This is a genomic window from Vineibacter terrae (assembly GCF_008039615.1).
Classification (GTDB): domain Bacteria; phylum Pseudomonadota; class Alphaproteobacteria; order Reyranellales; family Reyranellaceae; genus Vineibacter; species Vineibacter terrae.
This window is the reverse complement of record NZ_VDUZ01000027.1, coordinates 1-14,356: the sequence shown is the minus strand read 5'-3', so window position 1 is coordinate 14,356 and position 14,356 is coordinate 1. Positions and strand designations below refer to the sequence as shown.

Here is a 14,356-nt window from a genome sequence, read left to right as displayed (position 1 = left end):
ACGCCGCAACCTCTTGCTTCTCCACACGTGCAAAGCCGAACAAATCTCCGCTACACTCTGCCGGCATTGGGAGTTCCTCTGTTTCTTCGAAAGTCGTTGCCACACAACAACTTTCTCGGAGCCGGCGCTCCGATGCGCCCATCATGCTTGAGAAATTCGGGCTGGAAAATCACCGCCTCTCGCTACAAATTTTCGCTGCCTCGTTGCCACGATTACGTCCACGCAGCATCGACGACAAGCAGTTGTCGCCGTCCGCCGCCATGGTTGCCGCCTTCGGAGGAGAACACCGCGCATGACAGCCTTGCCGTTCCGCACCGCCCAGCAGCTTGCCGCCGCCGTGCGGTCGAAAAAGATCGGCTGCCTTGAGCTGCTCGACCTATATCTGAAGCGCGTCGAGCGCCACAACCCGCGTCTCAACGCCATCATCGCGCTCGATATCGCCGGCGCCCGCAAGCGCGCCAAGGCCGCCGACAAGGCGCTGGCCAAGGGCGATGTGTGGGGTCCGCTGCACGGCGTGCCGATGACGATCAAGGAGAGCTACGACGTCGCCGGCATGCCCACGACCTGGGGCGACCCGGCGCTGCGCGCCAACATCGCGACCCGCGATGCGCTGTCGGTGGCGCGCCTGAAGGCTGCCGGCGTGACCCTGTTCGGCAAGACCAACGTGCCGCTCATGCTCGCGGACTGGCAGAGCTACAACGCCGTCTACGGCACGACCAACAATCCCTGGGACGTCACCCGCTCTCCCGGCGGCTCCTCGGGCGGCTCGGCCGCGGCGCTCGCAGCCGGCCTGACCGGGATCGAAGCGGGCAGCGATATCGGCGCCTCGATCCGCAACCCGGCCCATTACTGCGGCGTCTACGGCCACAAGCCGACCTGGGGCATCGTGAGCCCGCGTGGCCATGCCCTGCCCGGCCGGGTCGCGCAGGGCGACATCTCGGTCATCGGTCCGCTGGCGCGCGGCGCCGAGGACCTCGAGATCGCGTTCGAGGCGATGGCCGGGCCGGATGACATCGATGGCGACGGCCTGCGGCTCAAGCTGCCCAAGCCGGCGCACAAGAAGCTGCGCGATTTCAAGGTCGCGGTGATGCTCGAGGATCCGAACTCGGCCGTCGACGACACGGTGAAGACCCTGCTGCAGGAGCTGGCCCACTTCCTCGGCCGGCGCAAGGTGACGGTCAGCGACACGGCCCGTCCGGACATCGACACCGGCGAGCTGCACCGCCTCTACATCAAGCTCCTGCGCTCGGCCACGTCGGGCCGCCAGAGCGACGCGGCCTTCGCGCACAACCAGGCCGAGGCCGGCCGCCTGCCAGCAGAAGACCAGAGCTACTATGCCCAGATGACGCGGGCCAACGTCCTCAGCCATCGCGACTGGCTGGCCGTCAACGAGCGCCGCCACCAGCTGCGGCTGCGCTGGGCCGAGTTCTTCAGGGAGTACGACCTTCTTCTGTGCCCGGTTGCCGCCTCGGCCGCCTTCCCGCACGACCACGCCGGCGAGCGCCACGAGCGCACAATCGAGGTCAACGGCAAGCGCGTGCCGACGACCGACCAGCTGTTCTGGGCCGGCATCAACGGCGTCTGCTACCTGCCGGGCACCGTGGCGCCGATCGGACGCACGCCGGACGGCCTGCCGGTCGGCGTGCAGATCATCGGCCCGCAATATGGCGACCGCACCTGCCTGCGCTTCGCCCGCCTGCTCGAGCGGGAGCACTATGCTTTCGAGCCGCCGCCGGGCTACGATTGACCTGTTCCACCAGCCGCCGTTCCGATCAGCGTTGGGAGCGGTGGCCTGAGCTTTGGGGGAAATGGCAGCACATGACATCCCGGCCGCTTGGCATCTGGCCGATGCTCTATGCCTTCTTCGACCAGGCCGGCGCGCTCGACCGGCCGGCCATGCGCCGCCAGGTCGAAGCCTGCGTCCGTGAAGGCGCGCATGGCCTGGCGGTGCTGGGCCTGGCCACCGAGGTCAACAAGCTCAGCGACGCCGAGAAGCGCACGCTGGTGTCCTGGGTGGCCGAGGATCTCGATGGCCGGCGTCCCTTCGCGGTGACCGTCACCGGCAGCACGCCCGACGAGCAGATCACCTTCGCCCGCCTCGCGGCCGATGCCGGGGCCGCCTATGTCATCCTGCAGCCGCCGCGCGGCGAGACACCCGACGAGCCGACGCTGACGCGGTTCTTCGGCGCGGTCGCCGATGCCAGCCCGATCCCGGTCGGCATCCAGAACGCACCGGAGTATCTCGGTGTCGGCCTCGGCCCGACAGCGATCAGGACACTGCACCGCAACCACCCCAACGTCGTGATGGTGAAGGGCGAGGCCTCGGTCACCGCCATCCGCCAGATCGTCGAGGCGACCGACGGCGGCATTGCCGTGTTCAACGGCCGCGGCGGGCTGGAGCTGCCGGACAATCTGCGCGCCGGCTGTGACGGCATGATCCCGGCGCCCGACTTCTTCGACCGCCAGGTGCGCATCTTCGGGTTGATGCGCACCCGCGACGATGCCGAGAACGAGGAGGTCGCGGAGAACCTCTACCGCGAGATCCTGCCCGGCATCGTGTTCGTGATGCAGTCGCTCGACGCGCTGGTGTGCTACGGCAAGCGCATCGCCGCCTGGCGCCTGGGGCTGCGCGGCGAGATCCACGACCGCGCCCCGGGTCTCGCCCCGACCGCCTTCGGCCTCGAATGCGCCCGCCGCTTCGCCACGGCGCTGGGACCGCTGGCATAGGGCTCACACCGGCGCGCTCGAGGCGTCGACTTTGACCCTGGCGCGTCGGGTCGCATACGGGCGGAAGTGCCGATTTTCGACTACCTTCCCCCGCAAGCGTAGGGCAATCGCATGTGGGCGGGAGCGTCGGCTTTCGATTACCTTCCCTCGCTTGCGGGGGAAGGTGGCGCGAAGCGCCGGATGGGGGGCGCTTCAACGCAAATGGTGCATCCCATCGAGCACCTCCGTTGCTGCAGCATCCCCCATCCGCCCTTCGGGCACCTTCCCCCGCAAGCGGGGGAAGGTAGAAGACGTCGCTGAGCTTCGGCAGACTGACCTCATATGCGATCGCCCTGCCGAGCGAGCAGAAAGGCGAGCGCCTGTTTTCGTTCCGCTTGTCGTGCGGTTGACAGCCCCCAATATCCCCCGACCAGGATCGCCACCGTCGAGGTCGCCCAATGATGGGGATCGCACCGAAGGAGTCAGGCGGTCGTGCCGCAACGCAGCGTCCCGGCACGACCGGGACTTGTTGTCGTTGTTGTCGTTGTTGTCACGCGTTTCGCCGAGGGCGGCGTGCCCCCGGGGAGACCGCACAGCCCTTCACGCGCCTCGCGCGGCAGCGCTCACGCCCCGTACGACGCTTCCATCAGGCCGATATACTCCGCCTTCGTCGGCTGGCGCGGCGTCGTCAGGTGGCAGTGGTCACCCAGCGCGCCTTCGGCGACCGTCAGGAAAGCCGACTCCGGCACGCCCATCGCCTTCAGGCCGGCGGGGATGCCGATGCGCTCGTTCATGGCCGCGACGGCATCGGCGAGCCCCTCCGCGGTCGCCTCGCGCTCGGGCAGGCCGATCACCTGCGCCATGCGCGCGATCTTGTCGCCCACCGCCGGCGCGTTGTAGCGGATCACCGCCGGCATGTAGACGGCGTTCAGGGTGCCATGATGCAGGCGCAGGCCTTTCAGGGCGCCGCTGGGGTGCGACAGCGCATGCACGGCGCCAAGGCCCTTCTGGAAGCACATCGCGCCTTCCATCGCCGCCATTGCCAGGTTCCAGCGGGCCTCGCGATCGCCGCCGGTCCTCACGGCGCGCTCGAGATGGCGCCAGGCCTTGTCGAGGCCGTCCAGCGCGATCGCCTCGGCCGGCGGATTGACCGACGGCGCCATGAACGTCTCCATGCAGTGGGCGATGGCGTCCATGCCGGTGCCGGCGGTGAGATGCGGCGGCAGGCCCAAGGTCAGCTCGGGATCGACCAGCGCCAGGCGCGGAATGAGGTTGGGGCTGCCGATCGCCAGCTTGCGGCCGCTGTCCATGATGATCACGCCGCCGCGGCTGACCTCGCTGCCGGTGCCCGATGTGGTCGGGATGGCGACGATCGGCGCCACCTTGGGCGTGATCTTCGCCGTGCCGCCCTCGACCATGGCATAAGGCTGCAGCGAGTCGCCGGGATGGGTCGCCATCAGGCCGACGGCCTTGGCGAGATCCATCGGCGAGCCGCCGCCGATGGCGATGATGCCGTCGCAGCCCTCGCTCATGTACAGCGCCAGCGCATCGCGCATGGCCGGCTCGGTCGGGTTTTCCGGCGTGCCGTCATAGACCGTCACCGGCATGTTGCCGGGCAGGCTGGCCTTGACCTTGTCCCAGATGCCGGCGGCGATCACACCCTTGTCCGTGATCACCAGCGGTCGGCGCATGCCCAGCAGCTGCAGCTCGGCGTCGAGCAGCTTCAGCGCGCCGAAGTCGAACTGGATGCGGGTCAGGTACGTGATCAATGCCATGGCTTCCTCCCGAAGCTTGGCAGCATAGCGGCCACGGCACGCCATACAACATTCATGGCACGGGCATCGCCGCGGCCGTTGCTGCTGGCCATTGCTGCCGGCATCCCGCTTCGCCCATAGTGCGCGACTGGCGTGGCAGGAGGCGCCGACGCGATGTCGACCAGAAGCCTGATCGTGGTGTTTGACGGCTTGCGGCCGGACATGGTGACGCCCGCGTTGATGCCGAACCTGCATGCGTTCCAATTGGCGCATTGCCGTTTCCCGCGCAGCCGCTGTGTCTTTCCCAGCGAGACGCGGGTGAACGCCGCTTCCCTGGTGACCGGCTGCCACGCCGGCCGGCACGGTGTGGTCGGCAACCAGTTCCATGCTGCCGCCGTGTTCGCCGACCGCTGGATCCGAACCTCGGAGCGTGCCGATCTGCAGGCTGCCGATGCCGTCTTCGCCGGCGGGCTGATTTCGGTGCCGTCCCTGGGCGAACGCCTGTCGGCTGCCGGGCGGACGCTCGCCGTCGTCTCGACCGGCTCGACCGGCTCGGGCTGGCTGCTGCATCACCGCGCCGAAGCGCTGCGACAGCTCCGCTGGTCGGCGCACGGACCGGCGCACAGCACGCCCGTCGATGCCTGGACAGAGATCGCGCAGCGTTTCGGCCTGCCGCCCGCGGCCGGCACGCCGCAGACCGCACGCATCGATCACGCCACCACGGTGCTGCTCGAGCATGTCCTGCCTGTCGTCGACCCCGATGTCGCCATCATCTGGTTCACCGACCCGGACTACACGTACCACTACCGCGGCATCGGGTCGGTCGAGGCCATGGCCGCGTTGCAAGGGGTCGATGCCGCGTTCGGACGCGTGGTCGATGCCTGGCGCCGCGCGCCCAACCATGACCGGCGCGCCATCTTCGTGGTGTCCGACCACGGGCACATCACCAACCGCGAGCGGATCGACCTGCTGGGGGCGATGACGGCGGGCGGCTTCTCCGTCGACAAGCGCGCTTCAGGCGATGCCGATCTGGGCCTGGTGCCCGGCTCCGCGTCGGCGGTGCTGCTGCGCCGGCGCGATGACGGGCTGGGGCGCGCGGTCGTCGACTGGCTGGCCGGGCAGCCCTGGTGTGGCGCCCTGTTCAGCAACGGACCGGACGAGACCGCCGGCGCGATACCCGGAACTTTCAACCGGACGCTGCTGGGCCTCGACAGCGCCCGCGCCGCCGACCTGCTGTTCACCCTGGCCCATGACGACGCGCCCGGGAACGGCGGCTGGCCGGGCGGCGGCCTGCATGACAGCGATCTGCCGCCGGCCGGCGGCAACCATGGCGGCCTGCATCCGCGCGAGATGAGCAACATGCTGGTGGCGGGCGGCGCCGGCCTGCGCACGCAATTCGTCTCGCCCGGCCCCGCCGGCATCATCGATGTCATGCCCACCGTCCTGCACTTGCTGGGCCTGCCCGCGGCAGGATGCGATGGCCGCGTGCTCGGCGAGGCCCTTGTCGACGGCGCCATGGCGCCGCACGACACCAGGCGGCTCGCCATGACGGCCGGCCGTCATGCGCATCACATCGTGGTCTCGCATGCGGGCGCGACCCGCTATGTCGACGGAGGCGGCCGTGGCTGACACCAGCAGCACGCTCGTGGTGCGCCGTGCGACCGAAGCCGACGCAGCACGCGTCGCCGCCATGATCAATACGGCTTTCGCCGAGTACCATGGCAAGCTGGCGCCGCCGCCCAGCGCGCTGGCCGAGACGGCGCAGTCGATCGCGCCGCAGCTTGCATCGCCGGCCGGTGGCGCCGTCGCGGCACGGCTCGGCGCCCCGGCCGTGATCGTGGGCGCCGTCCTGTTCAGGCCGGAAGACCACGACCTCTATTTCGGCCGCCTGTCCGTGCCGCTTGACCAGCGCCGGCACGGCGTGGCCGGCGCGCTGATCCGCTTCGTCGAGGATGAGGCCCGGCGCCGGGAATGTGCCGGTATCGTCCTGGGCGTGCGGCTCGCCCTGCCGGAGAACCAGCGCCTCTTCGCGCGCCACGGCTTTGCCGAGGTGTCGCGCCACGCCCATGACGGCTATGCTGAGCCGACCTGGATCAAGATGCGCAAGCATTTGCACTGGCAGCGTCCCTAGCCGCGCCGCTTCTGGCGTGGGGCTTGTCGCGGCGCGGAGCTTGCGCCATGTCAAAGACCTGTCGTGCAAATGCGCTTTAATGGGCATGTGTGGTTCCAGGCAACAAGCCAACGGGAGGACACCATGGCAGACAGCACGATCAGTCCAGCCGGTACGCCGCTCGATCGCCAGGCCGAGCAGCTACGCGGCCAGCTCCGAACGCAAAGCGAAGCCTTCTGGGAGTTCCAGGATCGACTACTGGATCACATGGAAGGCATCAGCCGCGCCTGGTTCCTGCGCCGCCATGAGGGCACCCACGCCGCGCTGAAGACCGCCAGCCGCATGTGGGCGAGCGCCTCGCCGGCCGATGCGATGCAGGAATATGCCGGCTGGGCGAATGGCAGCATCGAGCGGCTGACCCGCGACGCGCTCGACGCGCAGACGCACGTCGCCATTGTCGCGGACCTGCTCCTGAACGCGACCCACAAGGTGATGGGCGGCCCTTCCGAAGCAGGACAGGCCGATATCATGACGCCGACCGACGCCGATCCGCCGGTGGCCATGAGGAACGCCGCATAGCGGCCTGCCAGGACCGCGCCTGCGCGTCGTGATGCGCGCGGCCCGAAGGCACGCAAATACGGCCTTGCGTCCATCGCCGATTCACGCGTCAATCCGCGCGGGCTGGCGGAGGGAGATCATATGGCCGAAGTGACCGTGCGCGTGCTGCGCGAGGACCATCGCGGGGCGCTGGCGGCGTTTCTCGACAGCCGCCCCGACACGCACCTCTTCCTGCGCGCCAACCTTGCCCATGGCCGCATGGAGGATGACGGCAAGCGCCATGACGGGACCTGGGTGGGCACCATCCGCGACGACGGCACGATCACATCGATCGCGGCGCTGTTCTGGAACGGTGTCTGCATGCTGCAGACGCCGGCTCATATCGACGAGATCCTCGACATGCTGGCGGCCGCCGCGCCGCGCGAGCTCATCGAGATGAGCGGTCCCACGGCCCAGGTCGAGCGGGCGCTGCTGCACGGCCTGGTTCGCGACCGCTCGCTCAAGGGCCGGCACGATTCCAGTGTCATGACCCTGGCCCTGGCGCAGCTTGGCGTGCCGCAACCGCTCGATTCGGGCGCGGTCGCCGTCCGGCCGCCGATGGGCGAGGAGCTGGGCCTGGTGAGCGAGTGGCATGCCGCCTTCAACGAGGAGGTGTTCGGCGATCCACGGTCGGCCGAATCAGACCTCAAGGCCCGGCAATGGATCCGTTCCATCCATGACGCGCGCCGCGGCGGCGTCGCCACGGTCGACGACAAGCCGGTGTCCTATGGCGCCATCACCGGCAGCCTCGACGACACGGTCAACATCGGCGCCGTCTACACACCGCCCGAGCTGCGCGGCCGCAAATACGCGCAATGCGTCGTTGCCGGCCTGCTGCGCGACGCAGCCGGCGACGGCGCCAGGCAAGCCTGCCTGGCCGTCTCGAAGGAGGACGCCATGGCCCAGCGGGTCTACACGGCGCTGGGCTTCAGGCCAGCCTTCGACTGGACCATCGCCCGCTTCTTCCCCGGCTGATCCCTCTCCCGCCTGCGCTACGGAGTTCACACACAGGCACTGTCATCCCGAGCGCAGCGAGGGATCTCCTGCGAATGGCGTACCGCGCGTCTTTCGCAGGAGATCCCTCGCTGCGCTCGGGATGACAGTGAAAATGTACGAAACCGCAACCCGCAGGCTGGAGAGGTAGGGCCCCCTTGAACCCTCCGGAAGTGATCCCATCTCAGAGTTGTCGCCGATGCCCATCCGGGGCGGCGACGATCGGCCCGCCACAAGGGGCTACACCAGATGCATCGCTCACAGGAGGGTGTCACTATGCGTACGTTCGATTTTTCGCCGTTGTTCCGTTCGACCGTCGGCTTTGACCGGGTCTTCCAGCTCCTGGACACCGTGTCCAACGAGAGCGGCGGCAACGGCTATCCGCCCTACAACATCGAGAAGTCAGGCGAGAGCGGCTACCGCATCACGCTGGCCGTGGCCGGCTTCACGGACAAGGACATCGAGATCGTCCAGCAGGAGAACGCCTTGCGCATCGTCGGCAAGATCGCCGAGCGTGAAGTCAATGGCAGCTACCTGCATCGCGGCATCGCCACCCGCGCCTTCGAGCGCCGTTTCGAGCTTGCCGACCATGTCCGCGTGAGCGGCGCGTCGCTGGAGAACGGCCTGCTCCATGTCGACCTCGTGCGCGAGGTGCCGGAGGAGAAGAAGCCGCGCGTCGTGCCCATCGCCAGCGCCGCGGCCAGCCGGCCGCAGCTCCAGGCGGCCGAGTAGCCGCGACAGCCGGCCGGCGTCAGGCCAGATCAGCCACCGCATCGAGGCCCTGCCTGCGCCGTTGCAGGCAGGGCGCGCATGACGCCGGGCCCGGCCTTTCACAGGGCAGCCCGGGTCCCCTCCCCCACCGCTCGGGCCGCCCCAGGGGGCGTCGCGATCATCGCGACGCCCTCGCTTGCTTTTCCGTGTCTTTCCGCGCCGGCCACACCGTTCGCGCCGCGATGCGAGCGAAACAACAGGGTGGCGCGCGGCGCCGTGCATCTCCTACACTTCGCGGCAATCGAACGCGCGTTGCGAGGAGGCACGTCCATGAAGAGCTACAAGGTCGTCGAGTTCGGTCAGCCGCTGCAGCGGATCGAGGAGCCGACGCCAACCCCGACCGGCACGCAGGTCCTCGTGCGCATCACCGCAGCCGGCGTCTGCCACAGCGACGTGCACCTGTGGGAAGGCTACTTCGACATGGGGGGCGGCAACAAATACTCCACCCAGAAGACGATGAACCCGCCGCGCACGATGGGCCACGAAATCGTGGGCGAGGTGGTGGCGCTGGGTCCTGACGCCAAAGGCGCCACGGTCGGCCAGAAGGCGGTCGTCTATCCCTGGATCGGCTGCGGCTCCTGCTGGTACTGCAACAGCGGCATCGAGCATCTCTGCCCGTCGCCGCGGGCGCTGGGTGTCAACGCCGATGGCGGCTATGCCGACCATGTGCTGGTGCCGCATGCCAAGTACCTGTTCGACTACACCGGCGTGCCGACCGAGCTTGCCTGCCTCTACGCCTGCTCGGGCATCACCGCCTTCGGCGCGGTGAAGAAGGCGCAGGGCAATGACGGCGGCAAGCCGGTGCTGGTGATCGGCGCCGGTGGCGTCGGCCTGATGGGCGTGCAGTTCGCCCGCGTCGTGCTGGGCCGCGATCCCATCGTCGCCGACATCGACCCCAGGAAGCGCGAGCTCGCCCTGCAGCAGGGCGCCTGCGCCGCGATCGATCCGCGCGATGCCAATGCCCGCAAGCAGGTCATGGAGCTGACCGGCGGGACCGGCGTCGGCGCCGCCCTCGACTTCGTGGGCGCCGAGTCGACGGCGCAGTTCGGCCAGCGCGTGCTGGCGCGCGGCGGACGGTTGATCATCGTCGGCCTGTTCGGCGGCACCTTCTCGACACCGCTGCCGATGTTCGCCTTCACCGGCGCCCAGTTCATCGGCTCCGTGACCGGCAGTCCGGCGGAGATGGCCGAGATGATGGCGCTGGTGCGCGCCGGCAAGGTCACCCCCGTTCCGCTCACCACGCGCAAGCTCGATGATGCCGACGCCGCCCTTCAGGACCTGCGCAAGGGCGTGATCATGGGCCGCGCGGTGCTCGTGCCGTAGGAGGCGGTCCGCCCCCGCGCGCAGCGCCGGTCGGATCCGCGCATCCGGCGCTGCGCCCGGGTCGAGCCCCGTGCGTCATCCCTGTTTCGGGAGCAGCACCAGCTGGGTCTGCAGTGTCTGGCTGAGCAGCTTGCCGGCCTCGTCATAGAGACGCGTCTGCCAGACGCTGGTGCGGCCGCCGACATGCAGCGGCGTCGCCTCGGCCCGCACCTTGCCGGCCTTGCAGCCGGCGAAGAAATTGGTCTTCGACTCGAGCGTGGTGGTGCCGGCGCCGGCCGGCAGGTTCAGGAACGCCGCAGTGGCGCCGACCTGGTCGGCGACCGCCATCAGCGCGCCGCCATGCAGCGTGCCGCCGACCGTGCACAGGTCGGGGCGCCAGTCGAACTCGGCCACGACCTTGTCCTTGCGCGCCTCGACCACCTTCAGGCCGAGCAGCGTGCCGAGCAGGCCCTGCATGCGCTCGTTGATCGAGTCGGCGGCATTGTCGGTCATCTCATTCCCTCCACGTCTGCTTGCTGCCGTTCCTCGGTAGCGGTCGGCAGCGCTGCCGGCAATTACGTCAGACGTCATTTCTGTGGACGCGCCGGAGTCCAGAATCAGAAACGGGGCCGTGGCGGCCCCGTCTCCCGTCGCCTGCAGAGAGAGGCTGCTCAGCCCTCGAGATTGGCGTTCACGAAATCCCAGTTCACGAGATGCTCCATGAAGGTCTCGATGTACTTGGGCCGGGCATTGCGATAGTCGATGTAATAGGCGTGCTCCCACACATCGATCGTCAGCAGCGCCTTCAGGCCGCGCGCCAGGGGCAGGTCGGCGTTGCCGGTCTTGATGACGGAGAGCTTGCCGTTGTCGAGCACCAGCCAGGCCCAGCCGGAGCCGAACTGGGTGGTGGCCGCATCCTTGAAGGCGGCGAGGAACTTGTCGTAGCCGCCGAGGTCGCTGGCGATCTTGCGCGAGACCGCGCCGGTGGGCTTGCCGCCGCCGCCGGGCTTCATCCCGTTCCAATAGAAGGTGTGGTTCCAGACCTGCGCGGCGTTGTTGAAGATGCCGGCCTTGGCCGCATCCTTCGATGCCGCCATGATGACGTCCTCGAGCGACATCGAGGCCATCGGCGTGTCGGCAACCAGGCGGTTCAGGTTGTCGACATAGGTCTTGTGGTGCTTCCCGTGGTGGAACTCGAGCGTCTCGGCCGAGATATGCGGCGCAAGGGCATCCTGGGCGTATGGCAGGGGCGGCAACTCGAATGGCATCTTGAACTCCGTTATCGCTGAATGGGTGTCCGTCATCGCTGAATGCGTGGAAGCGTCGATCCCACGGCACCAACGCCCCATTCCCCATGAGGCTGCATGGGGGCAACAGGAAACCGACGATGCGGAAGGCCTGCAATGCGAATGCCGCAGATGCGGCAAAACGCGCATGACCAATGAAACGAAGCCTCCGCAGCGTCTCGCTTCCAGCTGTGGCGGCTACCTTACAGACCACCGTTCTGCTGCGCCACCATGCAGAACAGCATGGGGATCGACAGCATGGTGTTGATGCGCGACGTCATGCCGGCAAGCCGCGCTGCCGGCGCCTTCTGGTCAGCCGGCACATCGACCAGGCCCAGCGCCTTCTGCTGGTTCGGCCAGATGATGAACCAGACGTTGAAGGCCATGATCAGGGCCAGCCACATGCCGATGCCGATGACATGCGCGCCCTTCTGGAACGTGAGCGCCTGCACGATGTAGCCGTTCATCGCCGCCAGCAGCAGGCCGGTGAGCACCGTGGCCGCGGCGCCCCAACGGAACCAGAACAGCGTCGCCGGCGCGATCACCTTGGTGACCGCCGGCTTCTGGTCGTCAGGAATCTTGGGCATTGACGGGGTCTGCACGAAGTTGAAGTACCAGAGCAGGCCGACCCACATCACGCCGCTCAGCACGTGCAGCCAGCGCATGAAGAACGCGAACCAGGCATGATCGGGCTTGATCATCTGGCCGGAGAGGATACCGACGATGATCACGATCACGATCAGCAGCACGATGCCGGCAATGATCGTGCGCTGGAGAGACTGGAAGAACGCAGCCATGGGATTTCCCCCTTTTGTTATGCCATCAGGCCGCGACAAACTACCACACCCGCATCGCCCTGAATAGCCTTGCACGGGAAATTGCGTTCCTGATCAACGATCTATCGGTCAGTGCTCATAGAATCCCGGGCGGCAGTGAAGACGGCACAATATGACTTTACAAACCCCTCCTGACTCGCTCGCCGAGGCGCGGCTTGCCTGCAGCGACCAGGTCCGCGCGGGCGATCGTGAACGTTTCCTGTGCAGCCTGTTCGCTCCCGAGCCCGCGCGCGGCGACCTCTGGGCCCTGCTGGCCTTCAACCTCGAGATCGCCCGCACGCGCGAGACGGTGAGCGAGCCGACCCTCGGTGAAATCCGCCTGCAGTGGTGGCGCGAGGCCATCGACGCCGCCTATGACGGCAGCGCCCGGCCGCACCCGGTGGTGCGGGCGCTGACCGCCGCCATCACCCGGGCGCAGCCGTCGCGCGCCCGTTTCGAGCGCCTCCTGCATGTCCGCACCCATGACCTCTACGACGACCCGATGCCCGATATGGCGGCGCTCGAGGACTACGCCGATGCGACCTCGGGCGAGGTGTCGGTGCTGGAGCTGGAGCTGCTGGGCATCAAGGACGCGCCGGCGCAGCAGGCCGCACGCCAGGTCGGGACCGCCTGGGCCTTGATCGGCCTGATCCGCGCCACGCCGTTCCTGGCCGCCCACCGGCGCCTGAAGCTGCCGGCCGACCTGCTGGAAGCCGAGGCCGTCAGTGCCGAGGCTGTCTTCGCCGGCAAGCCCGAAGCCGGCCTGCGTCCAGTGCTGCGGGCCGTTGCCGATCGCGCCCGGCAGCTTCTGGCGGAGGCCCGTGCCGCTCGCGCCGGCATCACGCGCCCGGCCCTGCCGGCGCTGCTGCCGGCAGCCCTCGCGCAACGGCATCTTGCGCGGCTCGAGGCCATCGACTTCGACGTCTTCACCGGCGTTCCGGCACCCAATCCCGGCGTCACGCCGCTGCTTCTGTGGTGGTCCCATGCCTGGGGACGGTATTAGACATGGTCCTGCGTCCGCCGCTAGCATGGCCCGTTCTGCAGCGGAGAGATTGATGCCCATCGCCCATGTCAATGGAATCGATATCGCCTACGAGACCACCGGCAACCCCGATCACCCCACGATCCTGCTGGTGATGGGGCTGGGCGCGCAGCTGACCCTGTGGAATGAGCGCTTCGTGACGGCATTGGCCGGCCATGGCCTGCGCGTCGTGACCTACGACAACCGCGACACGGGGCTGTCGACCGATTTCGGATCGTGGGGTCCCGCCGACCTCCCCGGCGCGATCGCCACCGCCGCCGCCGGCAAGCCGGTCACCGCGCCCTACACCCTGACAGACATGGCGCGCGACGGCATCGGCCTGCTCGATGCCCTGGGCGTCGCCAAGGCGCATATCCTGGGCCTGTCGATGGGCGGCATGATCGTGCAGCTGATCGCAGGCTGGCACCACGCCCGTGTCACGTCGATGACCGTGGTGATGTCGACCAGCTCGCGTCGCGGCCTGCCGCCCGGCAAGCCCGAGGCGATGAAGGCGTTGCTGACGCGCCCGCAGAGCGGCGACCGCGCGGAGATCGTGCGCCACGCGATGGCGTTGCGCCGCATCATCGGCAGCCCGGCCTACCCGCCCGGCGATGCCAGCCTGAGGGCCTTCGTCGAGAAGAACGTCGATCGGCGCTACTACCCCGAAGGCATCGGCCGCCAGTACCTGGCGATCATGGCCAGCGGCGATCGCGTCGACCTGCTCAAGACGATCACCGCGCCGACCCTGGTCATCCACGGCGCCGAGGATCCGCTGCTGCCACCCGACTGCGGCCGCGATGTCGCCGCTCTGGTCCCGGGCGCGCGCTTCGACCTGATCCCGGGCATGGGCCACGATCTGCCGGACGAGCTCTGCGACGACCTCGCCGCCCGCGTGGCCGCGCATTGCCATGCCGCCATTCCGCCGCTGGAGCAGCCCAGGGCGGCGGGTTGACCGGCCGGGCCGCGGCGCTCCAGCGCCGCTCATGATGCGGCGCTGGAGC

15 protein-coding genes are annotated in these 14,356 nt (G+C 68.5%); 11 read left to right on the top strand and 4 right to left on the bottom strand.

Going from position 1 to position 14,356, the window contains the following annotated elements; all coding sequences use genetic code 11:
• The first annotated feature begins 143 nt into the window (after positions 1-143).
• From FHP25_RS40890 to FHP25_RS22120, 3 genes are all read left to right on the top strand, one after another.
• Entirely contained in the window at positions 144-296 is a 153-nt protein-coding gene (locus tag FHP25_RS40890) for a hypothetical protein (protein ID WP_178133695.1), read from the top strand.
• On the top strand, positions 293-1,747 hold the full coding sequence (locus FHP25_RS22125; RefSeq protein WP_147849142.1) for an amidase: 1,455 nt from the start codon (positions 293-295) through the stop codon (positions 1,745-1,747). The genes FHP25_RS40890 and FHP25_RS22125 overlap by 4 nt, the downstream gene beginning before the upstream one ends.
• Before the next feature lie 71 nt (positions 1,748-1,818).
• Positions 1,819-2,727, top strand: coding sequence for a dihydrodipicolinate synthase family protein (locus tag FHP25_RS22120; protein WP_178133694.1), 909 nt, complete (start codon positions 1,819-1,821; stop codon positions 2,725-2,727).
• A 602-nt stretch (positions 2,728-3,329) separates the two neighbouring features.
• Here the strand turns inward: FHP25_RS22120 and FHP25_RS22115 are convergent.
• On the bottom strand, positions 3,330-4,481 hold the full coding sequence (locus FHP25_RS22115; protein ID WP_147849141.1) for an iron-containing alcohol dehydrogenase: 1,152 nt from the start codon (positions 4,479-4,481) through the stop codon (positions 3,330-3,332).
• Between the two features lie 153 nt (positions 4,482-4,634).
• Between FHP25_RS22115 and FHP25_RS22110 the strand changes: the two genes are divergently transcribed.
• From FHP25_RS22110 to FHP25_RS22085, 6 genes are all read left to right on the top strand, one after another.
• A complete protein-coding gene (locus tag FHP25_RS22110; RefSeq protein WP_147849140.1) occupies positions 4,635-6,089 on the top strand; it encodes an alkaline phosphatase family protein in 1,455 nt (484 codons plus the stop codon).
• Positions 6,082-6,591, top strand: a complete 510-nt coding sequence (locus FHP25_RS22105) for a GNAT family N-acetyltransferase (protein WP_178133693.1) — start codon at positions 6,082-6,084, stop codon at positions 6,589-6,591. The genes FHP25_RS22110 and FHP25_RS22105 overlap by 8 nt, the downstream gene beginning before the upstream one ends.
• A 63-nt stretch (positions 6,592-6,654) precedes the next feature.
• On the top strand, positions 6,655-7,149 hold the full coding sequence (locus tag FHP25_RS22100; protein ID WP_147849138.1) for a hypothetical protein: 495 nt from the start codon (positions 6,655-6,657) through the stop codon (positions 7,147-7,149).
• A gap of 120 nt (positions 7,150-7,269) precedes the next feature.
• A complete protein-coding gene (locus FHP25_RS22095; RefSeq protein WP_147849137.1) occupies positions 7,270-8,142 on the top strand; it encodes a GNAT family N-acetyltransferase in 873 nt (290 codons plus the stop codon).
• Positions 8,143-8,436: 294 nt separating this feature from the next.
• A complete protein-coding gene (locus FHP25_RS22090; RefSeq protein WP_147849136.1) occupies positions 8,437-8,892 on the top strand; it encodes an Hsp20 family protein in 456 nt (151 codons plus the stop codon).
• A gap of 309 nt (positions 8,893-9,201) precedes the next feature.
• Positions 9,202-10,254, top strand: a complete 1,053-nt coding sequence (locus FHP25_RS22085; RefSeq protein ID WP_147849135.1) for an alcohol dehydrogenase — start codon at positions 9,202-9,204, stop codon at positions 10,252-10,254.
• 75 nt (positions 10,255-10,329) lie between these two features.
• On the opposite strand, the gene FHP25_RS22080 is transcribed toward FHP25_RS22085, so the two are convergent.
• The 3 genes from FHP25_RS22080 to FHP25_RS22070 all read right to left on the bottom strand — a co-directional run bounded on the left by FHP25_RS22080 (position 10,330) and on the right by FHP25_RS22070 (position 12,316).
• Positions 10,330-10,746 (bottom strand): PaaI family thioesterase, encoded by a 417-nt coding sequence (locus tag FHP25_RS22080; RefSeq protein ID WP_218578512.1) that lies wholly within the window; start codon positions 10,744-10,746, stop codon positions 10,330-10,332.
• A 158-nt stretch (positions 10,747-10,904) separates the two neighbouring features.
• Positions 10,905-11,501: a superoxide dismutase gene (locus tag FHP25_RS22075; RefSeq protein WP_147849134.1), complete on the bottom strand. Its 597-nt coding sequence runs from the start codon at positions 11,499-11,501 to the stop codon at positions 10,905-10,907.
• A gap of 221 nt (positions 11,502-11,722) precedes the next feature.
• Positions 11,723-12,316 carry a urate hydroxylase PuuD gene (locus FHP25_RS22070; protein ID WP_147849133.1) on the bottom strand — a complete coding sequence of 198 codons (594 nt, stop codon included), beginning with the start codon at positions 12,314-12,316 and terminating at the stop codon, positions 11,723-11,725.
• A 151-nt stretch (positions 12,317-12,467) separates the two neighbouring features.
• On the opposite strand from FHP25_RS22070, the gene FHP25_RS22065 reads away from it, so the two are divergent.
• Together FHP25_RS22065 and FHP25_RS22060 are read left to right on the top strand one after the other, a co-directional pair.
• The gene (locus FHP25_RS22065; protein ID WP_147849132.1) at positions 12,468-13,337 is read left to right on the top strand and encodes a phytoene/squalene synthase family protein; all 870 of its coding nucleotides are present in this window, start codon (positions 12,468-12,470) and stop codon (positions 13,335-13,337) included.
• Positions 13,338-13,389: 52 nt separating this feature from the next.
• Positions 13,390-14,307 (top strand): alpha/beta fold hydrolase, encoded by a 918-nt coding sequence (locus FHP25_RS22060; protein WP_147849131.1) that lies wholly within the window; start codon positions 13,390-13,392, stop codon positions 14,305-14,307.
• Positions 14,308-14,356 lie beyond the last annotated feature (49 nt).

Excerpts from the sequence above, each read along its gene's own strand:
- FHP25_RS40890 (WP_178133695.1), top strand. The coding sequence starts at position 144 with ATGCTTGAGAAATTCGGGCTGGAAAATCACCGCCTCTCGCTACAAATT.
- FHP25_RS22125 (WP_147849142.1), top strand. The coding sequence starts at position 293 with ATGACAGCCTTGCCGTTCCGCACCGCCCAGCAGCTTGCCGCCGCCGTG.
- FHP25_RS22120 (WP_178133694.1), top strand. The coding sequence starts at position 1,819 with ATGACATCCCGGCCGCTTGGCATCTGGCCGATGCTCTATGCCTTCTTC.
- FHP25_RS22115 (WP_147849141.1), bottom strand. The coding sequence starts at position 4,481 with ATGGCATTGATCACGTACCTGACCCGCATCCAGTTCGACTTCGGCGCG.
- FHP25_RS22110 (WP_147849140.1), top strand. The coding sequence starts at position 4,635 with ATGTCGACCAGAAGCCTGATCGTGGTGTTTGACGGCTTGCGGCCGGAC.
- FHP25_RS22095 (WP_147849137.1), top strand. The coding sequence starts at position 7,270 with ATGGCCGAAGTGACCGTGCGCGTGCTGCGCGAGGACCATCGCGGGGCG.
- FHP25_RS22090 (WP_147849136.1), top strand. The coding sequence starts at position 8,437 with ATGCGTACGTTCGATTTTTCGCCGTTGTTCCGTTCGACCGTCGGCTTT.
- FHP25_RS22085 (WP_147849135.1), top strand. The coding sequence starts at position 9,202 with ATGAAGAGCTACAAGGTCGTCGAGTTCGGTCAGCCGCTGCAGCGGATC.
- FHP25_RS22080 (WP_218578512.1), bottom strand. The coding sequence starts at position 10,746 with ATGACCGACAATGCCGCCGACTCGATCAACGAGCGCATGCAGGGCCTG.
- FHP25_RS22075 (WP_147849134.1), bottom strand. The coding sequence starts at position 11,501 with ATGCCATTCGAGTTGCCGCCCCTGCCATACGCCCAGGATGCCCTTGCG.
- FHP25_RS22070 (WP_147849133.1), bottom strand. The coding sequence starts at position 12,316 with ATGGCTGCGTTCTTCCAGTCTCTCCAGCGCACGATCATTGCCGGCATC.
- FHP25_RS22065 (WP_147849132.1), top strand. The coding sequence starts at position 12,468 with ATGACTTTACAAACCCCTCCTGACTCGCTCGCCGAGGCGCGGCTTGCC.
- FHP25_RS22060 (WP_147849131.1), top strand. The coding sequence starts at position 13,390 with ATGCCCATCGCCCATGTCAATGGAATCGATATCGCCTACGAGACCACC.